A 24,202-nucleotide genomic window follows, 5' to 3' on the forward strand; every position below is an offset into this window, starting at 1 on the left:
CCTCCAATGTCTACCCCGGCTTCCACCAAGGCCCCCGCCCCCGAACAGCCGGGTGCGACCCCCGCATACGGTGCGCTCGACCGTTACTTCAAGATCTCCGAGCGGGGCAGCACCCTGGCCCGTGAGGTGCGCGGCGGCTTCGCCACGTTCTTCGCGATGGCGTACATCATCGTGCTGAACCCGATCATCCTCGGCAGCGCGAAGGACATGTACGGCCACCAGCTCGACCACGGTCAGCTGGTCACCGCCACGGTGATCACCGCCGCCTTCACCACGCTGCTCATGGGTGTCATCGGCAACGTCCCGATCGCGCTCGCCGCCGGTCTCGGTGTGAACTCCGTCGTCGCGCTCCAGCTGGCGCCCCGGATGTCCTGGCCGGACGCCATGGGCATGGTGGTCCTGGCCGGCCTCATCGTGATGCTGTTGGTCGCCAGCGGGCTGCGCGAGCGCGTGATGAACGCCGTGCCCTACAGCCTGCGCAAGGCGATCTCGATCGGTATCGGCCTGTTCATCATGCTGATCGGTCTCGTGGACTCCGGCTTCGTCACCCGTATCCCGGACGCCGCCCAGACCACCGTCCCGCTCCAGCTCGGCGCCGACGGGCATCTGAACGGCTGGCCGGTCCTGGTCTTCATCCTCGGTGCGCTGCTCACCCTCGCGCTGATCGTCCGCAAGGTCTCCGGCGCGATCCTCATCTCCATCGTCGCGATGACCGTCCTCTCGCTGATCATCAACGCCGTCGCCCATGTGACGACCTGGGGCCTGGCCGTCCCGACGTGGCCGGGCAACCCGGTCTCCACCCCGGACTTCGGCCTGCTCGGCAAGGTCAGCCTGTTCGGCGGCTTCGGCAAGGTCGGCCTGCTGACCGGCATCCTCTTCGTCTTCACCGTCCTGCTGTCCTGCTTCTTCGACGCCATGGGCACGATCATGGGCGTCAGCGACGAGGCCAAGCTGACCGATGCCCAGGGCTACATGCCGGGCATCAACAAGGTCCTGTTCATCGACGGTGTCGCGGTCGCCGCGGGTGGCGCCAGCTCCTCCTCCGCCACCACCTGCTTCGTGGAGTCCACGGCCGGTGTCGGCGAGGGCGCCCGTACCGGCTTCGCCAACGTCGTCACCGGCGCGCTCTTCGCCGTGGCGCTGTTCCTCACCCCCGTCGCCACGATGGTCCCGTCCCAGGCGGCCACCCCCGCGCTGCTCGCGGTCGGCTTCCTGATCCTGGCCGGTTCGGTCAAGGAGATCGACTGGGCGGACTACACCCTCGCGATCCCGGCCTTCGTGACCATGGTGATGATGCCGTTCACCTACTCGATCACGAACGGCATCGGCATGGGCTTCATCACCTTCGTACTGCTCCGGCTGGCCGCGGGCCGGGCCAAGGAGATCCCGGTCGCGATGTACGTCGTCTCGGCGGTCTTCGCCTTCTACTACCTGATGCCTGCTCTGGGTCTCACCTGATCCCCAGGGGTCAGGTGGCCTCGTAGAACCTCTCCGTCTCCTCGACGGCGGCCGAGAACCGCTCGTCGAAGTCGTCCCGAATGAGCGTCCGGATCACATAGTCCTGGACGCTCATTCCCCTTTTCGCCGCGTGATGCCGGAGCCGGTCGAGCAGCTCTTTGTCTATCCGCAGGCTGAGCACACTGGTCCCCATGCATATGAGGGCGCCACATCCGCGCGTCCGGCGCGTCACTTTCCGGACTTGTCTCACTCGTACGGGTGACGATGGGGTTCAGTGGCCGAGGTCACGGGCATCCTGGCGTGTCCCGAGTGGTCCTTAGCTAGGGTAATGAGTTACTCTAAAGAACATGCCGGACCTTAGCCATGGCGACGACGCAGCCGCCGTGAACGACCTCCGCTCCGCCGTGATGCGACTCTCGCGACGGCTCAAGCACCAGCGGGTCGACGAGTCACTGAGCCCCACCGAGATGTCGGTGCTGGGCACCCTTTCCCGCTGCGGCCAGGCCACCCCCGGTGAGCTCGCCCGCAAGGAACACGTCCAGCCGCCCTCGATGACCCGCATCGTGGCGCTGCTGGAGGCCAAGGGACTGGTCCGTCTGGAGCCGCACCCCGAGGACCGGCGCCAGAAGGTCGTCAGCAGAACCGAGCAGGCCGAGGCGATGCTCGAGGAGAGCCGCCGCAAGCGCAACGCGTTCCTGGCCGGACTGGTCGACGGTCTCGACGAGGACGAGTGGGCGAAGCTGCGCGCCGCCGCCCCCGTGCTGGAGAAGCTCGCACATCTGTAAAACCCCGCAACGAGGAGGCGAACCCACTTTGAGTACGGGATCCGGAGCACCTTCCGCCCCCGCACCGACCGCCCCTACTACCCCCACATCCCGCAAGTCGTCGATGTTCGGCTCGCTGAAGGTCAGGAACTACCGCCTGTTCTTCGCGGGCCAGGTCGTCTCGAACATCGGCACCTGGATGCAGCGCATCGCCCAGGACTGGCTGGTGCTCAGCCTCACCGGCTCCGCGACCGCCGTCGGCGTCACCACCGCCCTGCAGTTCCTGCCGATGCTGCTCTTCGGCCTCTACGGCGGAGTCCTGGTCGACCGCCTCAACAAGCGGCGCGCACTCCTCGTCACCCAGACCTCGATGGCCCTCACCGGCATCGCGCTCGCGCTGCTGACCCTCTCCGGCCATGTCCAGGTCTGGCACGTCTACCTCGCCGCCTTCGCCGTCGGCCTCGCCACGGTCGTCGACAACCCGGCCCGGCAGTCCTTCGTCTCCGAGATGGTCGGCCCGGACCAGCTGCAGAACGCGGTCAGCCTGAACTCCGCGAACTTCCAGTCCGCCCGCCTGGTCGGCCCCGCCGTCGCCGGTCTGATGATCACCGGCGTGGGCACCGGCTGGGCGTTCCTCTTCAACGGCCTGTCCTTCGTCGCGCCCATCGTCGGCCTGCTGCTGATGCGCGCACGTGACCTGTACGTCGTCGAGCGCGCGCCGAGAGGAAAGGGCCAGCTGCGGGAGGGCCTGCACTACGTCGCCGGCCGCCCCGACCTCATCTGGACGATCGTCCTGATCGGGTTCGTCGGCACCTTCGGCTTCAACTTCCCGGTCTATCTCTCCGCCTTCGCCGACGACGTCTTCCACGCCGGCGCCGGCTCCTACAGCGCCTTCAACACCCTGATGGCGGTCGGCTCCCTGGTCGGCGCCCTGCTCGCGGCCAGACGTGGCACGGCCCGGATGCGGGTGATGATCGCGGCCGCGATCGCCTTCGGCGCCCTGGAGGTGGTGGCGGCCGCCGCACCCTCGCTGTGGCTCTTCGCCCTGTTCATGGTGCCGATCGGCATGTTCGGCATGACCGTCAACGTCACCGGCAACACCACCGTCCAGATGGGCACCGACCCGGCCATGCGCGGCCGGGTGATGTCCCTCTACATGATGGTGTTCATGGGCGGCTCGCCGATCGGCGCGCCCATCGCCGGCTGGATCACGGACGCGTACGGCGTCCGGGCGGGCCTCGCCGTCGGCGGCGCGATCGCCGCGACCGCGGCGATCGGCATCGGCCTGGTCCTGGCCCGCGTCGGCAATCTGCGCGTGTCGGTCGGCTGGCACCGGGGGCACCCGCGGGTGCGGTTCGTGCCGCGGGAGGACGAGCGGATGGCCACCGTGGCGTAGCGGGTGCCGGGTGCCGGGTGGCGCCGGTCGGGTGCCGGTGGCGGGGTTCGCGTGTCGATCACGAGTGCGATGACGGTCATATGAGATGACTTCTCCCGTTATGTCCATAGAGGACCTGTACGGGAAACAGGAGCATCCGCATGGCATCCATGGCATCACCGGTATCACCGGGACCGACCCGAGGACCCCGCTCCCGCGCACGGCGGCTGACCGCGGTCGTGCTGGCCCTGGGCACGGTCGGCGCGCTCGCCGCCGCCGCGCCGTCCGTCGCCGCGGACGCGCCGCACAAGGCCGATCACGGCTTCGTGGAGCGCGACCTCGTCTCCGACATCGCGGGCAGGGCCGAGGTGCAGGACCAGAACCTCGTGAACCCCTGGGGCCTGGTCAACACGCCGAGAGGCGCGATCCGGGTCTCCAACAACGGATCCAACACGTCCACGGTGTACTCGGGCGCCCGGGACCGGCAGCCGGTCAACGTCCTCTCTCCCGTCGCGCAGCTGCCCGACACCGCGGATCCGACCGGGGTCGTGCGCAACGACGGCAGCGCCTTCCGCTTCAGGGCCGAGTCCGGTCGCACCGGTCCCGCGCGCTACATCTTCGCGGGGGAGAACGGCGGGCTCTTCGCCTTCAACCAGAACGTGGACCCGACGAACGCCGTCCAGGTCGCGCAGGAGGACGACGCCGTCTTCAAGGGCCTGACGCTGGTGGAGTGCCAGAAGAAGGACAGCAAGGGCGCGGACTGCGGCAAGGGCAACGAGCGGCTGCCGCGCATCCTCGTCGCGAACTTCCGTGACGCGCGCATCGACGCCTTCGGCCCCGACTTCACCCGACTGAACCTGTCCGCCGGCGCGTTCCGGGACCCGCGCATCCCGGCCGGTTACGCGCCCTTCGACATCAAGAAGTTCGGCGAGGTGATCTTCGTGACCTACGCCAAGCAGGACGATGCCAAGCACGACGACGTCCCCGGCGCGGGCCACGGCTTCATCAACGTGTTCACCACCAAGGGCCGGCTGCTCGGGCGCTTCGCCAGCCGGGGTGTGCTCAACTCGCCCTGGGGCCTGGAGACGGCGCCCAAGGGGTTCGGGAAGTTCGCGGGCGACCTGCTCGTCGGCAACTTCGGCGACGGCCGCATCAACGCCTTCGACCCGAGGAACGGCCGGTTCGAGGGAGCCCTGAGGAACCGCAACGGGCAGCCGATCGTGATCGACGGCCTGTGGGGGCTGCAGCGGGGCACCGCCCTGTCCGGCGGCCGGGACAGCATCTGGTTCTCCGCGGGCCTCAACGGTGAGGCGGACGGGCTGCTCGGCACCCTGCGCGCCGCGCCGTGATCCGTCACCGCACCCCGGGTGCTCGCCGGGCGGTCACACCCGCCGGGCGAGCACCTGCCCCGGCCAGTCGTCCGACGCGGTGTAGGCGTCGGTGCGGGTGAAGCCGTTGCTCTCGTAGTAGCGGACCAGCTTGCCGTCGGCGCCCGCGTAGCAGTCCACCCGCAGCAGCGAGACCCCGGCCCGCCTGGTCTCCTCGGCGGCGTGCGCCAGCAGGGCGCTGCCGACTCCGTGCCCCTTGAAGCGGCGGTCGGAGGCCAGCCAGTGGATGTACCGCTCGGGCTCACCGGGCGCCGGCAGGTGGGCCAGATAGGCGCCGGGCGCGCCGGTGAGGGTCAGGGTGGCGGCCGGTACCCCGTCGGCCTCGGCGATGTAGGTCACGCCCTCGTCCATGTACCGGACGACCGACTCCACGGTCTTCTCGCGCTCCGACAGCGGTGTGGTCCCCCACTGCTCGGTCCGCCCCTGCCCCACCAGCCACTCCACGCAGCTGTCGAGCATGCCGAGTATCGCGGGAACGTCGTCGGGTCCGCCTTCTCTGATGGTGATCCGCATCACCCCATGATGGCAGGGTGGTCCGCATGAGACTCTTCGCAGCCGTGCTGCCCCCGCCCGAGGTGGTCGCCGAACTCGCCGCCGAGGTCGACAAGTTGAAGCGGCTGCCGGGCGCGGAGGGGCTGCGCTGGACCGGCCGCCCCGGCTGGCACTTCACGCTCGCGTTCTACGGCGAGGTCGAGGACGGGGTCGTACCGGACCTGTCGGACCGGCTGGCGCGGGCGGCCCACCGGACCGCTGCCTTCCCGCTGGCCGTCGCCGGCGGCGGGCAGTTCGGGCACGGCCGGGCTCTGTGGGCCGGCGCCGACGGCGACCTGGAGACCCTCCGGCTGCTGGCCGACCGCGCGGAGGCGGCGGCGCGGAAGGCGGGCCTGCCGATGGGGGAGCACCGCCGCTACAAGGCCCACCTGACAGTGGCCCGCAGCCGGGACGCGGTGGCCGTACGGCCGTACGTCGAGCTGCTCGCCGAGTTCGCCAGCCGGACCTGGACGGTGGAGGAGCTGGCGCTGGTGCGGAGCAATCTGCCGACGTCGGGGGTGCGGGGGGAGCAGCCGCGGTACGAGGTGGTCGGCCGCTGGGGGCTCGGGGCGGCCGGTTAGGCTCGTTGCCGTGGACCCGAAGACCCGGAACCGGATCATGGCCGTTGTGCTGGTGCTGCTGTTCGTCGTCGTCGCGGTGGCTTCGGCGATGAAGTGACGGCGGCGGCGATGAGGTGACAGCGGCGATGAAGTGACGGCGGTGGGCGGGGGAACTGCGGCCGGTCGGTTGTCGGCCGCGGGCCGTGGCCGGCTGGTCGCGCAGTTCCTCCCCCAGCCTTCGGCCGGGGGTGCCCCCAGCGCCCCTTACGAGGCGCCTGTCCCCTCCGGTGTTACCAGGCGAAGGCCTCCGGGGAGGGCCCAGGCCCCGGGAAGACCTCGTCCAGCCCGGCCAGGAGTTCCTCGCTGAGCTCCAGCTCCACCGCCCTGAGAGCCGATGCGAGCTGCTCGCCGGTGCGCGGGCCGACGATCGGGCCGGTGACGCCCGGACGGGTGAGCAGCCAGGCCAGGGCGGCCTCGCCGGGTTCCACGCCGTGCTTGTCCAGCAGGTCCTCGTAGGCCTGGACCTGGGCGCGGATGGCGGTGTTGGCGAGGGCGTCGGCGGCCCGTCCACCGGCCCGGCGCCCGCCCTCGACCTCCTTCTTGATCACCCCGCCCAGCAGCCCGCCGTGCAGGGGCGACCAGGGGATGACCCCGAGGCCGTAGTCCTGGGCGGCCGGGATGACCTCCATCTCGGCGCGGCGCTCGGCGAGGTTGTAGAGGCACTGCTCGCTGACGAGCCCGATGGTGCCACCGCGCCGGGCGGCGATCTCGTTGGCCTGGGCGATCTTGTACCCGGGGAAGTTCGAGGACCCGACGTAGAGGATCTTCCCCTGCTGTACGAGCACATCGATGGCCTGCCAGATCTCCTCGAAGGGAGTCCGCCGGTCGATGTGGTGGAACTGGTAGACGTCGATGTAGTCGGTCTGCAGCCGCTTCAGGCTGGCGTCCACGGCCCGCCGGATGTTGAGGGCGGACAGCTTGTCGTGGTTGGGCCAGGGCTCGCCGTCGCCGGCCATGTTGCCGTACACCTTGGTGGCGAGCACGACCTTGTCGCGGTGCGCGGGGCTCTTGGCGAACCAGTTGCCGATGATCTCCTCGGTCCGCCCCTTGTTCTCACCCCACCCGTATACGTTGGCGGTGTCGAAGAAGTTGATGCCGGCGTCCAGCGCCGCGTCCATGATCGTGTGACTGTCGGCCTCGTCGGTCTGGGGGCCGAAGTTCATGGTGCCGAGGACGAGTCGGCTGACCTTGAGTCCGGTACGTCCGAGCTGCGTGTACTTCATGGTCACCCAGCCAACGGCGTGGAGTGCGCTCTAGGCAAGGACCCGCGTCAGCCGTCTCCGAAGTCGCCTGCTGCCGGCCTGTCGGTCTGCCGGCCTGTCGTCGTCGGGGGAGGCGCTGTAGGTGTGGGGGCCGGACGGCGAGTGAGCAGCGGAAGGACGAAGTAGCAGCCCCTGTCGTCGTCGTCCCGCACGATCGGGTGAACGGCGAAGCCGAGCCGCAGTTTGAGCTGATGGTTCTCGGCGGGAGGGGCATCCGCTCAAGGCGCTCGAACCACTCGTCCAAGCGCCTGGTGTCGGCGTCGGCCATCTAGATCCTGTCCTCCAGGACGGTCATCGTGGCTCTTCACGGCCGCCCCGTGGACGGGTGCGACCGCACGGTTCAACGATACGCACGGTGACCGGGCAACGGCGGAATTTGGTCAGTATGTTCCGGCCTCGTACGGCTGTCCCACGTCCCACCCCTGCCACAACGCCTCCGCGAACGCCGCCGCGATCCGGTGCTCGCCGCTCGCGTTGGGATGGGTGCCGTCGTAGGTGTCGGTGTGGATGTCGTACGACTCCGGTGGCGAGGCCAGCAGGATCGGGGAGCGGGGTTCGTCCAGGTCGGCCACCGCCTTCGCCAGCAGCATGTTGAACTGCTCGACCTGTTCGGCGAACGGCGCGTCCGACGTGGCCCTGACGTTCGGGATCACCGGCAGCAGCACCATGCCGATGCGCGCGTTCGCCTCCCGTGCCGCCGCGACGAAGGACCGTACGCTCTCGGCCGTCTGCTCCGCGTTCGTGTAGAAGCCCAGGTCGATCAGGCCGAGGGAGACCAGCAGGACGTCGGCGCGGTGGACCCGTACCGCCTCCCCGATCAGCGGCGCCATGTGCATCCAGCCCTCGCCCCAGCCGGCCAGGTGGGCACGGGGGAAGTCGGGGTCGGCGTAGCCGTACGACGTCGGGGCGTCGGCGAGCTTGTCGTACAGCGTCTCGCGTGGACCGACCAGCGTGAACGGGCCGCCGTACGTCGCGCACAGGTGCTGCCACATGCGGTACCGCCATGTGTGTTCACCCGTGCTGCCGATCGTCATCGAATCCCCGACGGGCATGAACCTGAGCATCCGCTCATGATGGACGATCAGCGGGACGGGCGGGGTGTGAGTACCACCACGTCCTGCGCGCTGAAACACAGGGCGGGATGGCAGGCTTGGGCCCATGCGCCGACGATCGCCCGCCCTCCTCGCCGGGTTCCTGCTCACGGGAGTCCTTGCCTCCGCACCCGCCGCATCCGCTGCGGACGGCACCGGCGACCAAGGGTTCACGATCCAGGATCCGCGCATCACCGAGTCCAGCGGTCTCGCCGCCTCCCACCTCCATCCTGGCATCTACTGGACCCACAACGACAGCGGCGACGGCCCGTACATCTACGCCGTCGACAGCACGACCGGGAAGACCGTCGCGCGGATCACGCTGAGCGGCGTCGGAACGCCCCGCGACGTCGAGGCCATCTCCATCGGCCCCGACAACCAGATCTACGTCGGCGACATCGGCGACAACCTCGACGGCAGCTGGCCGTACGTCTGGATCTACAAGCTGCCCGAGCCCAGGAAGCTCGTCGACCAGACCGTCCGGGCCACCCAGTACGTCGTCAAGTACTCGAACGGCGCCCGCAACGCCGAGTCGCTCGTCGTCCACCCCAAGACCGGGCGGGTCTACATCATCGACAAGAAGGAGGACGGCGGGCATCTCTACGAGGGCCCGGCCACGCTCTCGGCCTCCGGCACCAACGTCTTCAAGCCCGTCGCCACCGTCGACCTCTGGGCCACCGACGCCGCCTTCTCGCCCGACGGCAGACAACTCGTCGTACGCGGCTACCTCGGCGGCATCTACTACGACTGGAACGGCGGCCGGATCAAGCGGGAGGGGCGGCTCGACGTGCCCCTGCAGAAGCAGGGCGAGTCGGTCAGCTACTCCACCGACGGGACCAGGCTGATGTACGGCAGCGAGGGGGCCGACAGCCCGGTGCAGGCCGAGGATGTGCCGGGAGGGTCCGGGAGCAGCAAGTCGCCGTCCGGCAGCGGGAGTGCGGCGGCCGGTGGGGGCAGCGGCAGTCTTACGGCCGGTGGGGCCAAGGTCGGCGCCGTCGCGGTCGGCGTCGCCGTGCTCGCCCTCTTCGGGCTGCGGCGGCTGCGGCGCGGCTCTACGCGCCGTAACTGATCCATTCCCCTCCGTCACCCGTATGGGTCACCGGCGCGGCGGAGGTGCGTCGGCCCGGGCACGCTGGAAAGCGTCTCGCGGGACGGGGGCGGCGACAGGCGATTCGGGTCCCGCCTCACTCGAACGGGAGTACCCATGCGCCGCAACGCCCTGCGCCGGGCCGGGAACGTCTGCCTGCTCACGGCCGCCCTCGGTCTGACCGTCCCCGCGACCGCCGGCACCGCCGCGGCTGGGCAGCCCGCCCGATCGGTCCGGACCGCGGCCGCCGTCCTTCCCCAGGTCCGCACCGTCAGCCGGTCGCTCAATGGTCTCGTCGCCGGCCCCAGCGAGAACATCAACCTCACGGGCACCATCGACATCACCGTCATCACCCTTCCCGCCACCGCCGGCGGCGGCACCGCCCAGATCATCAGCAGCCTGGACGACGCCACCGGCACCGGCGCCACCAGCGGGCGGAAGTACCTCTTCGTCGGCGCCCACCGGGACAACGTCACCTTCGCGTCGGGGGCGACCACGACCATCGACGTCACCCCGAACTTCCTGCTGATCCCTCTCGCCGTGCCGCCCAATCCGGTCGTCCCGCCGCAGCAGATCAAGCCCGTCAAGGTGTCGGTCACCGTCACCTCCGCCGGCGTGATCGACTCCATCGTCGCCGTGCCCGTCGCGCCCACGACCTGACGCGAGGCGGACCGGAGCGTCGTACGTCTTGACGTGATGATGGTGTGTCAGTTTCCTGGGAGGTGCGCGGCGCGTGGGAGCGCTCCCATCGGTTCCGGGGCCGCGCCTCCCTCCCGAGAGGAACAGGCACATGTTCCGCTTGCACCGTCTGGGAAGAGCGCTGTGCGCTGCCGCCGCCGCGCTTCTCCTGCCCCTCGCCGGTACCCACACCGCACACGCGGCGACGGCCCCCGCCGGGGCCGCCGCCGAGGCGGAGGCCGGGACCGGCTACTGGCACACCAGCGGCCGGCAGATCCTGGACGCGGCCGGGCAGCCGGTCCGGATCGCCGGGATCAACTGGTTCGGCTTCGAGACCGCCAACTACGTGGTGCACGGCCTCTGGTCACGCGACTACAAGAGCGTGATCGACCAGATGAGGTCGCTGGGCTACAACACCATCCGGCTGCCCTACAGCGACGACATCTTCAAGAGCACGACCGTCCCCAACAGCATCGACTTCAGCAACGGCAAGAACGCCGATCTGCAGGGGCTGAACTCGCTGCAGATCATGGACAGGATCGTGGCGTACGCCGGTCAGGACGGCCTCCGGGTCATCCTCGACCGGCACCGTCCGGACGCCGGCGGCCAGTCGGCGCTCTGGTACACGTCGGCGGTCCCCGAGTCGACGTGGATCGCCGACCTGAAGGCCCTGGCGGCGCGTTACGCCTCCGATCCGACCGTCGTCGGGATCGACCTCCACAACGAGCCCCACGATCCCGCCTGTTGGGGCTGCGGCGACACTTCCGTCGACTGGCGGCTGGCCGCCCAGCGCGCCGGGAACGCCGTCCTGTCCGTCAACCCCGGCCTGCTGGTCTTCGTCGAGGGAGTCCAGACGTACAACGGCGTCTCGGGCTGGTGGGGCGGCAACCTGATGGGCGTCGCCCGGTACCCGGTGCAACTGGACGTGGCGAACCGGGTGGTGTACTCCGCCCATGACTACGCCACCAGCGTGGCCCAGCAGAGCTGGTTCAGTGATCCGGCGTTCCCCGCCAACATGCCGGGGGTGTGGGACTCGTACTGGGGCTACATCTTCAAGCAGAACATCGCCCCGGTGTGGATCGGTGAGTTCGGTACGACGCTCGCCTCGACCGTGGACCAGAAGTGGCTGGCCGCGCTGGTGAGTTACCTCCGGCCCACGTCGACGTACGGCGCCGACTCCTTCCAGTGGACCTTCTGGTCCTGGAACCCCGACTCCGGTGACACGGGCGGCATCCTGAAGGACGACTGGGTGACCGTGGACACGGTGAAGGACGGGTATCTGGCGAGCATCAAGGCGCCGTTGTTCCCGGGCACGGGGGGCGGAAGCGGTGGCGGCGGTGGCGGCGGTGGTTCGACGGCCGCCTGCTCGGCTTCCTACACCGTCAGCAGCGACTGGGGGAGCGGCTTCAACGCCAGTGTCACGGTCACCAACACCGGTACGGCCGCGATCGGTTCATGGCGGGTGACCTGGACCTGGAGCGGGTCGCAGCAGGTCACCAACGCGTGGAACGCGTCGTACACGCAGAGCGGTGAGACGGTCACCGCGGTGAACGCGGCGCACAACGGGACGATCCCGGTCGGCGGCTCGGCGAGCTTCGGGTTCGGGGGTGCGCCGGGCGGCGGTGCCGTGCCGAGTGTGAGCTGTACGGCGACCTGAGGCGGGGTGCCCGGCGACGCGCTGTCACCTGCTTGGTGGACCGTGGCGCCCGAAATGCGCGGGTGTGCGCATCTGTGGAGTCAGGCTGTTCCCGATCGCACCGCGACCGCCGAAGGAGCCCAGCCATGTCCTATGTGCCCACCGACCTCCGCTACACCGACGAACACGAGTGGATCCGTACCGGTACCGACGGCATCGCGACCGTCGGTATCACCGACCATGCCCAGAAGAACCTCGGTGACATCGTCTTCTTCGAGTTGCCCGACGTCGGCAGGAATGTCGAGGCCGGGCACCCCGTCGGCACGGTGGAGTCGGTCAAGGCGGCGTCCGATCTGTACAGCCCGCTCACCGGGGAGGTCGTCGAGGTCAACCCCGACGTCGTCGACGAACCCGAGGCGGTCAACTCCGACCCCTACGTCATGTGGCTGTTCAAGATCAGGCCCAAGAAAGGCGCGTCCCCCAACGGGCTGCTCGACGCCAAGGCGTACCAGAAGCTCATCGCCGAGGGCTGACAGCACGACGGGTGCCCGGCGGTGATCCGCCGGGCACCCCTCACCGCCGTGGGGACGGGGCGGCCAGAGCTTCTCGACGAGTCAGAGCTTCTCGATCACGTAGTCGATGCACTTCGTGAGCGCCTCGACGTCCGCCGGGTCGATCGCCGGGAACATGGCGACACGGAGCTGGTTGCGGCCGAGCTTGCGGTACGGCTCGGTGTCGACGATGCCGTTGGCGCGCAGCACCTTGGCGACGGCGGCCGCGTCGATCTCGTCGGCGAAGTCGATCGTGCCGATGACCTGGGAGCGCTTGGCCGGGTCCGAGACGAACGGGGTGGCGTACTTCGACTCGTCCGCCCAGGTGTACAGGCGGGTCGAGGAGTCCTTGGTGCGGCCGGTGGAGAAGGCGAGGCCGCCCTGGCCGTTGAGCCACTCCAGCTGCTGGTTGAGCAGGAAGAGGGTGGCGAGGGCCGGGGTGTTGTACGTCTGGTTCTTGCGGGAGTTGTCGATCGCCGTGGGGAGGCTGAAGAACTCCGGGATGTGGCGGCCGGACGCGTGGATGCGCTCGGCGCGCTCGATCGCGGCCGGGGAGAAGACGCCGATCCACAGGCCGCCGTCGGAGGCGAAGGACTTCTGCGGGGCGAAGTAGTAGACGTCGGTCTCGGCGATGTCGACCGGGAGACCGCCGGCGCCGCTGGTCGCGTCCACGAGGACCAGCGAGCCCTCGTCGGCGCCCGCGACGCGCCTGATCGGCATGGCGACACCGGTCGAGGTCTCGTTGTGGGTGAAGGCGTAGACGTCGACGCCGGCCTCGGCCTGCGGCTCCGGGTGGGTGCCCGGGTCGGAGGCGATGACGGTGGGCTCGCCCAGCCAGGGGGCGAGCTTGGCGGCCTTGGCGAACTTGGACGAGAACTCGCCGAAGTTCAGGTGCTGCGACTTGTTGTCGATCAGGCCGTGGGTGGCGACGTCCCAGAAGGCGGTGGATCCGCCGTTGCCGAGGACGACCTCATAGCCCTCCGGGAGGGAGAACAGGGAGCTGATGCCCTCGCGGACCTGGCCGACCAGGTTCTTGACGGGAGCCTGGCGGTGGGACGTGCCCATCAGAGACGTGCCGGTCGCGGCGAGCGCCTCCAGCGCCTCGGTACGCACCTTGGAGGGGCCCGCGCCGAAGCGTCCGTCGGCGGGCTTGATGTCAGCGGGGATCTCGATGTCAGCCACGTGTCGGAGGGTAGCCGGTGGGCGAAACGGGACGGAACCGTGTCCGTTCGATGAGACGAGATCGCCAAGCCGTGGACTTGTGCGGTTGTACGACGGTATTGGCGCGACTGTGGAAAAGTCTCGGTGACTGTGCGTGATCGGATGCATCCTGGACGCATGACGGAACTCTCGGGTCTAGAGGCGGAACTGCGGGGGACCGTCCGGGGCGAGGTCGGCTTCGACATCACGTCCCGGGCGCTGGTCACGATGGACGCGTCCAACTACCGGCGGGTGCCGGCCGGGGTGGTGGCGCCCAGAGACGCCGACGACGTGGCGGCCGTACTGGAGGCGTGCCGGGCACGTGGCGTGCCGGTGGTGGCGCGCGGCGGGGGCACGTCGATCGCCGGGCAGGCGACAGGAACGGGCGTGGTGCTGGACTTCACCCGCCATATGAACCGCCTGGTCGGCCTGGACCCGGTGGCGCGTACGGCGGTGGTCCAGCCGGGCCTGGTCCTGGACCGCCTCCAGGAGGCCGCCGCCCCGCACGGCCTGCGCTTCGGCCCGGACCCCTCCACCCACGGCCGCTGCACGCTCGGCGGCATGATCGGCAACAACTCCTGCGGCTCCCACAGCGTGGCCTGGGGCACCACGGCGGACAGCGTCCGGGAGCTGGACGTGATCACTGCGAGGGGCCGCAGACTGCGTCTGGGGCAGGACTGGGCCGGGGCACCGGAAGGCTTGCGGGAGCTGGTGTCGGGAGACCTCGCCCGGCTGCGCACCGGCTTCCCGGACCTGCCCCGCCGGATCTCCGGGTACGCGCTGGACGCCCTGCTGCCGGAGCGGGGCGCCGACGTGGCCCGCTCGTTCTGCGGGAGCGAAGGGACGCTGGGGATCCTGACCGAGGCGACCGTGCGCCTCGTCGAGTCACCACGCGCGCGTGCGCTGGCGGTGCTGGGGTACGCCGACGAGAGCGCTGCCGCGGAGGCGGCGGCCGGTCTGCTCGCCTTCGGCCCGCTGACGGTGGAGGGCATGGCCGCCGACCTGGTGCCGTCCCCGGCCGGACTGCCGCGCGGCGGGGCCTGGCTGTTCGCCGAGACGGGCGGGGAGTCGGCGGAGGAGGCACGCGCGCGTGCGGACACGATCGTCCGCGCGGCCGACGCCCTGGACACCTCGGTGATCACCGACCCGGCGGAGCAACGGGCGCTGTGGCGCATCCGCGAGGACGCGGCCGGTACGGCGACGAGGATGCCGGACGGCGCCGAGGCCTGGCCGGGCTGGGAGGACTGCGCGGTACCGCCGGCGCGGCTCGGCGCGTACCTTCGCGACTTCCGGACGCTGTTGTCGGCCCACGGCCTGCGCGGCACCCCCTACGGTCACTTCGGCGACGGCTGCATCCACGTCCGCATCGACTTCGACCTGCTCGGCGAGGAGGGCGTGGCCCGCTTCCGGCGCTTCTCCGAGGAGCTGGCGGAGCTGGTGGTGGCGCACGGCGGTTCCCTCTCCGGCGAGCACGGGGACGGCCTGGCGAGGGCCGAGCTGCTGCCGAGGATGTACGGCGCGGAGCTGGTGGCGTTGTTCGAGCGGGCGAAGGCGGTATGGGATCCTGACGATCTCCTCAACCCCGGCGTCCTGGTCAGACCGGCCCCCCTGGACGCGAACCTCCGCTTCTCCGTCCTGCCCCGTGAACCGGTGGACGTGGCCTTCGGCTACCCCTTTGACGGCGGCGACTTCTCGGCGGCGGTCCGCCGCTGCGTGGGCGTGGCGAAGTGCCGTACGACCGAGGTCTCCGGCTCGTCCGTCATGTGCCCGTCCTTCCGGGCGACGGGCGAGGAGGAGCACTCGACGCGTGGCCGGGCCCGGCTGCTGCACGAGATGCTGGCGGGCGAGGTGGTGACGGACGGCTGGCGTTCGACGGAGGTCCGGGACGCGCTGGACCTGTGCCTGTCCTGCAAGGGCTGCCGGTCCGACTGCCCGGTGGGGGTGGACATGGCGACCTACAAGGCGGAGTTCCTGCACCACCACTACGAGGGCCGGCGCCGCCCGGCCGCCCACTACAGCATGGGCCGGCTGCCGGTGTGGCTGGGCCTGGTGGCCCGCACCCGCACCGCGCCGGTCGTCAACGCGCTCGCCTCCGTACGACCGCTGGCGGCGCTGGCGAAACGCCTGGGCGGGATCGCGCCGGAGCGGGGGATCCCGCGCCTGGCGGCGGAGCCGTTCAGCCGCTGGGAGCGGCGGCGCGAGCGGAAGCGCCTGCGGGGGTGGGCGGCGGAGGTGCGGGCGGGACGGCGACCGGACTTCCCGGCCGGGATGGCCTTCCTGTGGCCGGACACGTTCACGGAGTACCTGTCACCGCAGGTGGGGCGGGCGGCCGTTCGGGTGCTGGAGGCGGCGGGAGTGGGGGTGCTGGAGCTGCCGACGCGGCGGTGGAAGGCGCGGCGGTCGGAGGACGGTCGGCTGGAGGGCTTCGGCATGTCCGTGTTGAGCCCGCGCCGGACCCGTGCCTGCTGCGGCCTCACGTACCTCTCGACGGGCCAACTGGACCGGGCCCGTGCGGTGTTGCGCGAGACGCTGGACCTGCTGGAGCCGTTCCTGTTGGAGCACTCGGATCTGGACGTTGAGCTGGACGCGGACGATGAGCCGGAGGCGGAGCTGGACCCGGAGTCGGAGCTGGACCCGGAGCTGGACTCGGACTCGGACGACGAGTTCCCGTCCCCGCCGCCACCGTTCGTCGTCCTGGAGCCCAGCTGTGCCGCCGCCCTCCGCAGCGACCTGCCGGAGCTGCTCCCCGACGACCCCCGGGCCGCCCGTCTCGCCGCGCGGGTGCTCACCTTCGCGGAGGCGCTGGAACAGCTGGCCCCCGATTGGACCCCGCCTCGCCTGAACCGCCCGGTCACCGGCCAGACCCACTGCCACCAGCACGCGGTACTCGGCGACGCCCCCGACCGCCGCCTCCGCGAGGCAGCCGCCCTCACCGGGGACCTCTCCGGCGGCTGCTGCGGACTGGCGGGCAACTTCGGCTTCGAGAAGGGCCACTTCGAGGTGTCGAGAGCCTGCGCGGAGGAACAGCTGCTGCCGGCGGTACGGGAGGCGGCGCCGGGCACGGTGGTCCTCGCGGACGGCTTCTCCTGCCGGACCCAGCTGGAGCAGTTGGCGGGGGTGCCGGGGAGACATCTGGCGGAGGTACTGGCGGAGGGGCTGGAGAACTAGGCGGAGTTCAGGGCGCGGTAGCGGTCGAGGGCCTCGCGGGCGTCCGGGACGAAGGAGTCCCGGGCGGCCAGGGCGGAGAGTTCGGCGGGCGTCACCCAGGCGTGCGACCGCCCACCGCCGATGCCGATCACCGACCGACAGCTCCGCGGCGACCACCTGCCCCCGACACGCCCTCGGTGCCGTAGCGAAACGGTTCGGGAGCGTTGCGCGTCTGTTGTTCTTGATCGAGTCACCGGTCCGAAAGCCTTCCGAGCCCCGCCCGAGCCCTGCCTGAGCCTCCGCCCGAGCCTCCGCCCGAGAACTGCCCGCCCCCCCGAGACGTCCGAGCCCCCCGAGACACCGAGAACCCGAGGAGCCCCCGCCCATGACCGTAGATCTCCGTCTTCAGCCCGTGTCCCGTGCCGAGCACCTCGCCTTTGTCGGCTCTCGCTCCTCCGCCAGCCATATGCAGCTGCCGTCCTGGGGGGACGTGAAGCCCGACTGGCAGGCGGAGAGTCTGGGGTGGTTCGACGGGCAGGGGCGGATGGTCGGGGTGGGGCTGGTGCTGTTGCGGCCGGTGCCGAAGGTGAAGCGGTATCTCGCCTATCTGCCGGAGGGGCCGGTCATCGACTGGCACGACCCCGACCTGGACCGCTGGCTCGATCCGCTGCTGGCGTATCTGAAGGGGCGCGGGGCGTTCTCCGTGAAGATGGGGCCGCCCGTCGTCGTACGACGGTGGAGCGCGGAGGCGGTCAAGGCGGCGATCGCCGACCCGGCCGCCCGGCGGCTGCGGGACGCCGAGCCGACCTCGTACGAACCCCACGCCCTCGACCTGGCCGAACGGCTGCGCCGGGCGGGCTGGCGGCAGGCGGAGGCGGGCGGCGAGGAGGGGTTCGCGGTGGGGCAGCCCCGCTATGTGTTCCAGGTGCCGTTCGCCGGACGGTCGCTGGACGACATCCAGCGCGGGCTCAACCAGCAGTGGCGACGCAATGTGAAGAAGGCCGAGAAGGCCGGGGTCAAGGTCGTCCGCGGCGGCCACGAGGACCTGCCCGCCTTCTACACCCTGTACGCCGAGACCGCCGAACGCGACCGCTTCATCGCGCGCCCCCTCTCCTACTTCCAGCGCATGTGGACCGCGCTGACCGCGGAACACCCCGACCGGATGCGCCTCTACCTCGCCCACCACGAGGGCGACGTCCTCGCCGCCGCGACCATGCTCACCGTCGGCGAGCACGTCTGGTACTCCTACGGCGCCTCCACCGGCCGCAAGCGCGAGGTCCAGCCGAACAACGCCATGCAGTGGCGGATGATGTGCGACGCCCATGAACTCGGCGCCGCCGTCTACGACTTCCGGGGCATCACCGACACCCTGGAGGAGTCCAACCACCTGCTGGGGCTGCTCCGATTCAAGGTGGGGGCCGGCGGAGAGGCCGTCGAGTACCTCGGGGAGTGGGACTTCCCGCTCAACAAGCTGCTCCACAAGGCGTTCGACGTGTACATGGCCCGCCGCTGACCACGTACGGCCCAGCCCGGGCGTTCAGTCTCCTCAGCTTCATAAGGAGACTCTCAGGTTCATAAGAGGACTCTCAGGTTCGGCGTCGTTATACAGCTGTTACCTATGTATTCACAGCACCTGTTTGCCGTTCGGAAGCCGACTTTGCCGTCCCTTGGGATTTGAGCCGTGTAAGTTCATCGGTGTCGGGCGGCGGGGATTGCCGAGGATGACGATCCGAAATCCCCGTACGTTGCCCAAGAGAATTCTCGTACCACTTGCACTTGCACATCGAACTCTCAAGGAGTCGGAATGAGCCTCAAGAAGCTCGCCCCGCTGCCCCCCAAGCCCAACAAGCAGCTTCCCCCTCCGCCGCCGAAGCCGAAGAAGCGGGCCCCGAAGCCGGCTCCGAAGCCCATCCAGGGCCCGGGCCAGGACAACTGACGCAGTTGTGAAAAGGACCGACGGTTCGCCGTCGGTCCTTTTTCTCTCCTGAATTCCAGTAGAGCCGGCGCGGAAAGTGGAGGTAGTGAGAAATGCGCGTGAAGGAGAGTGAGGGCGCGGAATACGAGTACGAAGTCGCCGACTCGGAATACGAGGACGAAGACGACGACGAGTACACGCCCACCATCCCGGCCCGTACCGCCTTCCGCCGCTTCTGGCCGCTGACCCGGGGCCTGCGCCGCTGGCTGCTGATCGTCTGGGTGTGCACGGTGATCGCCGCGCTCGCCGAGACCGAGGCCATCCTGCTCTTCAGCGACCTCACCGACCACGCCCTGCAGAAGGGCTCGCTGAGCGCCTTCTGGAGCCCGGCCGGCAAATGGCTGGCCATCGCGATCGTCGGCGCGATCGTCGCGTACGCCGGCAACTCCCTCGCCGCCTGGACCACCGAACGCTTCGTGATGCGACTGCGCGAACACGTCTTCGACCACGTCCAGCAGCTGCCCCCGCACTTCTTCCAGCGCCACCGCCAGGGCGATCTGCTCTCCCGTCTCACCAGCGACGTCGACGCCATCGAGACCATGGTCGTCTCCGGGCTCGTCGGCGCCGCGTCCGCGCTGTTCAGCGCCATCTTCTACGCGGCCGCCGCGTTCTGGCTGCGCTGGGACCTGGCCCTCGCCACCTTCGTCCTGGCCCCCCTGTTCTGGCTGGCCGCCCGCCGCTTCTCCGGCTCCATCAAGGACGTGTCGAGGCAGGGCCGGGTCGCCGACGGCGCGATCACGTCCGTGGTCGAGGAGTCGCTCGGCAACATCGTGCTGACGCAGGCGTACGACCGCCGCGATGCCGAGCGCCGCCGGCTGAGCGAGGAGGCGAACGCCTGGTTCCGCGCCTCCGTCCGCTCCACCCGCCTCAACGAGGCCTACGAACAGCTCGTCCAGGTCATCGAGACCATCTGCGTCCTCGCGGTGATCGGCATCGGCGCCTGGGAGATCTCCACCGGCCGGATGACCCTCGGTCAGCTCCTCGCCTTCTCCGCCTTCCTCGGCTACCTCTACCCGCCCGTGCGCGGCCTCGCCCAGCTCGGCCTCACCGTCACCGCCGCCACCGCGGGCGCGGAACGGCTGATCGAGATCCTCGATGTGCAGCCCTCGGTCACCGACCCCCGGCGCGGCACCGGCACCGAAAGCGGCCGGCCCGACGGCACCGTAGAGCTCCGCGATGTCGGCTTCCGCTACCCCGGCGCCGACCGCACCGCCCTGGAGGGCCTCTCCTTCACCGTCAGCCCCGGCGAACTCGTGATCATCACCGGCCCCAGCGGCGCCGGCAAGTCCACCGTCTCCAAGATGCTGCTCCGCTTCTACGACCCGGACAGCGGCGAGGTCCTCCTCGATGGCGTCCCCCTCCGCGACTTCCCGCTGGCCCGCCTGCGCGAGTACATCACCCTGCTCCCGCAGGAGACCCTCGTCCTGCACGACACGGTCCGCGCCAACATCGCCTGCGGCCGCCCCGGCGCCAGCGACCAGGCCATCGAGGAGGCCGCGAAGGCCGCCGACGCCCACGACTTCATCGTCAGACTCCCCGAGGGCTACGACACCAAGGTCGACCCCAACTCCGCCCGGCTCTCGGGCGGCCAGCTGCAACGCCTCGCCATCGCCCGCGCCATCCTGCGCGACGCACCCGTCCTCGTCCTCGACGAACCGACGACCGGCCTGGACGCGATGGCCGCGCGCCGCGTCGTCAAGCCGCTGCGCCGCCTGATGACCGGCCGTACGACCATCATGATCACCCACGACCTCAACCTGGCTCCCGACGCCGACCGCATCCTTGTCGTCGACCGCGGCCGCATCGTCGAGACCGGCCGCCACGACGAACTCCTCGCCCGCGGTGGCGCCTACTCCCGGCTCCACCGCTCCCAGAACAACGCGATCATGGACACCGGCGAACTGCGCATGCCGCTGTTCATCGAGCAGAGCGCACCGGCTCAGGCCGTGGCACAGGCGCCGTACGCGGCGGCTTCGGTGACCGCAGCGACCGCTGCGACCGCGGCGGTCTCGGCGCAGGGCGTCGGCGGTGGGTACGGCTACCAGCAGCCGTACGGGAATGTGTACGACTACAACGCGTACGCGGTCGCCGGACTATGGCCCCAGCCCATGTACGACACGCACACGGATCCTGTGTACGCGGCGGACGTCCCCACCGTTCTTCCCGAGGCGATCCCGACCAGCCTTCCCGATGGGCGGCCCTTGTTCCGTGATGAGGAGGCCTGGCCGGGGATCTGAGCCGCGAGCCGTCGAAGCCGGCCGACCGCCTGGATGCCGGGTCTCAGCATCCAGGACAGTTCCATCAAGGGTTCACGCGCCTGTCGAAGTCCATTACCCTGGACTCGGCAGTACATCTCGATGAACGAGTCCTGGGCCGTCGAGCCCAGGAGCCGCAGCGCCGAACCCCAGGACCGCCCGTGACCACGCCCAGCACCTCACAGCCGACGCCCACACCGACACCCGCATCCGCACCTGTGTCCGCGCCCGCCGCTGAGGGCGCCCCGAGCCGGTTCGGCTCGCTCGGTCCCGTCGGCCTGGTGCTGGCCGGCGGGATCTCCGTGCAGTTCGGCGCCGCCCTCGCGGTCACCCTGATGCCCAGGGCGGGCGCGCTCGGCGTGGTCTCCCTGCGGCTGTTCGTGGCCGCCGTCGTCCTGCTCGTCGTCTGCCGGCCCAGGCTGCGCGGCCACTCCCGCACCGACTGGGGCACGGTGATCGTCTTCGGTATCGCCATGGCCGCGATGAACGGCCTCTTCTACCAGGGCGTCGCCCGCATCCCGCTGGGCCCCGCCGTCACCCTGGAGGTACTGGGCCCGCTCACCCTGTCCGTACTGGCCTCCCGGCGCGCGATCAACGCGGTCTGGGCCGGGCTGGCCCTGGCCGGAGTCTTCCTCCTCGGCGGCGGAGGCTTCAGCGATCTCGACCCCATAGGTGTCGCCTTCGCCCTGGGGGCCGGCGCCATGTGGGCCGCCTACATAATCTTCAGCGCCCGCACCGGCCGCCGTTTCCCGCAGGCGGACGGGCTGGCGCTGGCCATGGGAGTCGCGGCACTGCTGTTCCTGCCGCTGGGCATCGCCGAGGCCGGCACCAAGCTCCTCGACCCGACCACCCTCGCCCTGGGCTCGGCGGTCGCGGTCCTCTCCTCGGTCCTGCCCTACACCCTCGAACTCATCGCCCTGCGCCGCCTTCCCGCCCACACCTTCGCCATCCTCATGAGCCTGGAACCGGCCATCGCCGCCACCGCCGGTTTCCTCGTCCTCGGCCAGGCGCTGACGGCCACCGAAGCGGCCGCCATCACCCTGGTGATCGCGGCGAGCATCGGCGCGGTGCGCACCCAGGTGGGCCGCGGCCGCCGACCGGCGGGCGGCACCCGGCCGGAGCCGGCGGCCGGTTCTCAGCCGGAGGGGAACGGCAGCGCGTCCTGATAGCCGTTCGACGGCCGCTGGATCTTCTTCACGGTCTGGGCGTCCAGCGCGACCGGTGCCGACTTCGTGCCCAGCCTTCCGCCGGGATGCCAGTTCCCCGTGACCGACACCCAGGTGTTGGCGGGCGGGACGCTGCTGCCGTAGATCCGCACCTTCACGGACTGCGCGTCCGCCGCGCAGCACGAGATGATGATCCGGGTCAGGTCCCAGCTCCCGCCCCCCGAGACGGGTGTGACCAGCCCGCTCATCTCCACGGTCCGCCCCTTGATCGCCAGTGAACGGTCCTGCTGCACCCGGGTGGTGAAGTCCGTGAGCGTGATGGGCAGCGGTGAGGTCCCGGGCAGCGGATCGAAACTGTCCTGCTCCGGCACGGCCTTGGCGGGCTGCCGGGCGGCGGTGTACGCACCGAGCGCCGGCGGGGCGTAGAAGAGCAGACTCAGCGCCGGGAACAGCAGCAGCCAGGCGACCCGGGGGATGGCCGAGTGGTCGTGACCGTGGTGCCCGCCCTCATCGTCCTGTGGTCCGGCGCCATGTGCGTGGCCACCATGCTGCCCGTGCCCGTGCCCGTGCCCGTGCCCGTGCCCACGCTCCTTCCTGCCCTCCCGTGCGACCGCCTCCACGATGCCCAGTACCAGCAGCACGAACCCGGACAGGATCAGCAACGGACGCATCCCGGGCTTGACGTAGCGCAGGCACAGGTCGGTGAAGAGCGAGGCCTGCAGCAGGCCCAGGCCGCTGAGGACCAGCAGGGTCACCTGAAGCGGACGTCTCACAGCAGCATCCCTCCGACCAGCACACTGCACAGGACCGCGACGACCGTCGTGGCGGCCGAGAAGCGGGCCGCGAAGGCCCGGCCGAAGGTGCCCGCCTGCAACGCGATCAGCTTGAGGTCGACCATGGGCCCGACCACCATGAACGCCAGTCGGGCAGTGAGCGAGAACCCCGTGAGCGACGACGCCACGAACGCGTCCGCCTCCGAACACACCGCCAGGATGATCGCCAGCGCGGCCAGGAACAGCACCGACAGCCACGGCGAACCGGAGAAGGTGTCGAGCACGGAGCGCGGCACGGCCACATTGAAGGTGGCCGCCGCCATGGCGCCGACCACCAGGAAACCGCCCGCCTGCAGGAAGTCGTGCTGGAAGGCGCGCCGGAACTCCGTCCAGCGGCTGTGCCCCGGCTGGTGCCCGGTGTGCCGTACGGCGGGCCGCAGCCACTCCTCCCGGCCCAGCCAGAGCCACAGCCAGCCCATCACGGCGGCGGTGACCAGCGAGGCGAGCAGCCGGGCCAGCACCATGAGGGGGCTGCCCGGGAAGGCGATGGCGGTGGCGGTCAGCACGACCGGGTTGATGGCGGGAGCGGAGAGCAGGAACGAGAAGGCGGCGGCCGGCGCGACCCCGCGCCCGATCAGGCTGTTCGCCACCGGCACCGACGCGCACTCGCACCCCGGCAGCACGACCCCCGCGACCCCCGCGACCGGCACGGCCAGCGCCGGACGCTTCGGCAGCAGCCGGGTGAACACCCGCTCCGGCACGAACGCGTTGATCGCCCCCGACAGCGCCGTACCCAGCAGCAGAAACGGCGTCGCCTGCACGATCACGGCGAGACACACCGTCTGCCAGGCCTGCAGCGCGGCCTTGCTCACGCCCTGACCGAGGAGGAAGAGAGCGCAACCGGGCAGGACGGCGGCGGCGACCAGGAGAAGGGGCCAGAAGCGGGGGAGTTCGCGCGCCGGCGCGTCATCGGCCACCGCGTGACCGGCTCCCGGGGGCTCTACGACAATCGTCGCCTCTGTCCCCACGGCGAGTCCATCTGTCCTCCGCATCACCCGCACGCCCCACACATCACTCCATTGCCGGATGTTCGCATCGAACATAGGGCATGGTGGTGCCGGTGCTGCGGCGGGTTGACCCAAGGAACGCCCCAGAGGGCACCAAGGATCGCCCCAGGGGAACGTCCACCACCAAGAGGCGGCTGCGGTGCGGCAAATTCATGCAAGCATGCTTGATTGTTTCTGG

At 70.3% G+C, this 24,202-nt stretch carries 22 protein-coding genes; 14 read left to right on the top strand and 8 right to left on the bottom strand.

The genetic code is table 11. The features are described from left to right. Nucleotides 1-6 precede the first annotated feature (6 nt). Nucleotides 7-1,458 (top strand): NCS2 family permease, encoded by a 1,452-nt coding sequence (locus tag EDD90_RS30455; protein WP_123976116.1) that lies wholly within the window; start codon nt 7-9, stop codon nt 1,456-1,458. A gap of 10 nt (nt 1,459-1,468) precedes the next feature. On the opposite strand, the gene EDD90_RS30460 is transcribed toward EDD90_RS30455, so the two are convergent. Next, nucleotides 1,469-1,651: a ribbon-helix-helix protein, CopG family gene (locus EDD90_RS30460; RefSeq protein WP_185149277.1), complete on the bottom strand. Its 183-nt coding sequence runs from the start codon at nt 1,649-1,651 to the stop codon at nt 1,469-1,471. Nucleotides 1,652-1,805: 154 nt separating this feature from the next. Here EDD90_RS30460 and EDD90_RS30465 point away from each other — a divergent pair, with 154 nt between their 5' ends. The 3 genes from EDD90_RS30465 (at nt 1,806) to EDD90_RS30475 (ending at nt 4,946) form a co-directional block, all read left to right on the top strand. Beyond that, on the top strand, nt 1,806-2,243 hold the full coding sequence (locus EDD90_RS30465) for a MarR family winged helix-turn-helix transcriptional regulator (RefSeq protein WP_123976117.1): 438 nt from the start codon (nt 1,806-1,808) through the stop codon (nt 2,241-2,243). A 28-nt stretch (nt 2,244-2,271) separates the two neighbouring features. After that, nucleotides 2,272-3,618, top strand: coding sequence for an MFS transporter (locus EDD90_RS30470; RefSeq protein WP_123976118.1), 1,347 nt, complete (start codon nt 2,272-2,274; stop codon nt 3,616-3,618). 140 nt (nt 3,619-3,758) lie between these two features. Further along, nucleotides 3,759-4,946: a TIGR03118 family protein gene (locus EDD90_RS30475; protein WP_123976119.1), complete on the top strand. Its 1,188-nt coding sequence runs from the start codon at nt 3,759-3,761 to the stop codon at nt 4,944-4,946. A 33-nt stretch (nt 4,947-4,979) separates the two neighbouring features. Here the strand turns inward: EDD90_RS30475 and EDD90_RS30480 are convergent, their stop codons facing one another. Continuing rightward, nucleotides 4,980-5,498 carry a GNAT family N-acetyltransferase gene (locus EDD90_RS30480; RefSeq protein ID WP_123976120.1) on the bottom strand — a complete coding sequence of 173 codons (519 nt, stop codon included), beginning with the start codon at nt 5,496-5,498 and terminating at the stop codon, nt 4,980-4,982. 26 nt (nt 5,499-5,524) lie between these two features. On the opposite strand from EDD90_RS30480, the gene thpR reads away from it, so the two are divergent. Continuing rightward, entirely contained in the window at nt 5,525-6,097 is a 573-nt protein-coding gene (gene thpR / locus EDD90_RS30485) for an RNA 2',3'-cyclic phosphodiesterase (RefSeq protein WP_123976121.1), read from the top strand. A gap of 269 nt (nt 6,098-6,366) precedes the next feature. On the opposite strand, the gene EDD90_RS30490 is transcribed toward thpR, so the two are convergent. Further along, nucleotides 6,367-7,359, bottom strand: a complete 993-nt coding sequence (locus EDD90_RS30490) for an aldo/keto reductase (RefSeq protein ID WP_123976122.1) — start codon at nt 7,357-7,359, stop codon at nt 6,367-6,369. Nucleotides 7,360-7,778: 419 nt separating this feature from the next. Beyond that, nucleotides 7,779-8,462 (bottom strand): SGNH/GDSL hydrolase family protein, encoded by a 684-nt coding sequence (locus EDD90_RS30500; protein WP_123976123.1) that lies wholly within the window; start codon nt 8,460-8,462, stop codon nt 7,779-7,781. A gap of 94 nt (nt 8,463-8,556) precedes the next feature. Here EDD90_RS30500 and EDD90_RS30505 point away from each other — a divergent pair, with 94 nt between their 5' ends. The 4 genes from EDD90_RS30505 (at nt 8,557) to gcvH (ending at nt 12,423) form a co-directional block, all read left to right on the top strand. Continuing rightward, nucleotides 8,557-9,558: a WD40 repeat domain-containing protein gene (locus tag EDD90_RS30505; protein WP_123976124.1), complete on the top strand. Its 1,002-nt coding sequence runs from the start codon at nt 8,557-8,559 to the stop codon at nt 9,556-9,558. Between the two features lie 135 nt (nt 9,559-9,693). After that, on the top strand, nt 9,694-10,236 hold the full coding sequence (locus EDD90_RS30510; protein ID WP_123976125.1) for a hypothetical protein: 543 nt from the start codon (nt 9,694-9,696) through the stop codon (nt 10,234-10,236). A gap of 130 nt (nt 10,237-10,366) precedes the next feature. After that, a complete protein-coding gene (locus EDD90_RS30515; protein ID WP_123976126.1) occupies nt 10,367-11,911 on the top strand; it encodes a cellulase family glycosylhydrolase in 1,545 nt (514 codons plus the stop codon). Nucleotides 11,912-12,036: 125 nt separating this feature from the next. Continuing rightward, nucleotides 12,037-12,423 (top strand): glycine cleavage system protein GcvH, encoded by a 387-nt coding sequence (gcvH, locus tag EDD90_RS30520; protein WP_123976127.1) that lies wholly within the window; start codon nt 12,037-12,039, stop codon nt 12,421-12,423. Nucleotides 12,424-12,504: 81 nt separating this feature from the next. On the opposite strand, the gene serC is transcribed toward gcvH, so the two are convergent. Beyond that, on the bottom strand, nt 12,505-13,623 hold the full coding sequence (gene serC / locus EDD90_RS30525) for a phosphoserine transaminase (protein ID WP_123976128.1): 1,119 nt from the start codon (nt 13,621-13,623) through the stop codon (nt 12,505-12,507). A 156-nt stretch (nt 13,624-13,779) separates the two neighbouring features. On the opposite strand from serC, the gene EDD90_RS30530 reads away from it, so the two are divergent. Beyond that, nucleotides 13,780-16,809, top strand: a complete 3,030-nt coding sequence (locus EDD90_RS30530; RefSeq protein WP_123976129.1) for an FAD-binding and (Fe-S)-binding domain-containing protein — start codon at nt 13,780-13,782, stop codon at nt 16,807-16,809. On the opposite strand, the gene EDD90_RS57675 is transcribed toward EDD90_RS30530, so the two are convergent. Then, complete coding sequence (locus EDD90_RS57675) at nt 16,806-16,940, bottom strand: hypothetical protein (RefSeq protein ID WP_260328188.1); 135 nt, start codon at nt 16,938-16,940, stop codon at nt 16,806-16,808. The genes EDD90_RS30530 and EDD90_RS57675 overlap by 4 nt on opposite strands. A gap of 233 nt (nt 16,941-17,173) precedes the next feature. On the opposite strand from EDD90_RS57675, the gene EDD90_RS30535 reads away from it, so the two are divergent. The 4 genes from EDD90_RS30535 (at nt 17,174) to EDD90_RS30545 (ending at nt 22,184) form a co-directional block, all read left to right on the top strand. Then, entirely contained in the window at nt 17,174-18,301 is a 1,128-nt protein-coding gene (locus tag EDD90_RS30535; RefSeq protein WP_123976130.1) for a peptidoglycan bridge formation glycyltransferase FemA/FemB family protein, read from the top strand. 291 nt (nt 18,302-18,592) lie between these two features. Next, nucleotides 18,593-18,724 carry a hypothetical protein gene (locus EDD90_RS57680; protein ID WP_260328189.1) on the top strand — a complete coding sequence of 44 codons (132 nt, stop codon included), beginning with the start codon at nt 18,593-18,595 and terminating at the stop codon, nt 18,722-18,724. A gap of 185 nt (nt 18,725-18,909) precedes the next feature. After that, a complete protein-coding gene (locus EDD90_RS30540) occupies nt 18,910-21,000 on the top strand; it encodes an ABC transporter ATP-binding protein (protein WP_398928634.1) in 2,091 nt (696 codons plus the stop codon). 179 nt (nt 21,001-21,179) lie between these two features. Further along, nucleotides 21,180-22,184 carry a DMT family transporter gene (locus EDD90_RS30545; protein ID WP_123976132.1) on the top strand — a complete coding sequence of 335 codons (1,005 nt, stop codon included), beginning with the start codon at nt 21,180-21,182 and terminating at the stop codon, nt 22,182-22,184. Here EDD90_RS30545 and EDD90_RS30550 read toward each other — a convergent pair. Further along, complete coding sequence (locus tag EDD90_RS30550) at nt 22,154-22,957, bottom strand: TIGR03943 family putative permease subunit (protein ID WP_123976133.1); 804 nt, start codon at nt 22,955-22,957, stop codon at nt 22,154-22,156. The two genes, EDD90_RS30545 and EDD90_RS30550, sit on opposite strands and share 31 nt — an antisense overlap. After that, nucleotides 22,954-24,009, bottom strand: coding sequence for a permease (locus tag EDD90_RS30555; RefSeq protein ID WP_123976134.1), 1,056 nt, complete (start codon nt 24,007-24,009; stop codon nt 22,954-22,956). The genes EDD90_RS30550 and EDD90_RS30555 overlap by 4 nt, the downstream gene beginning before the upstream one ends. Between the last annotated feature and the right edge of the window lie 193 nt (nt 24,010-24,202).

Origin of the sequence: Streptomyces sp. Ag109_O5-1, assembly GCF_003814875.1 — a bacterium.
Taxonomy (GTDB): domain Bacteria; phylum Actinomycetota; class Actinomycetes; order Streptomycetales; family Streptomycetaceae; genus Streptomyces; species Streptomyces sasae.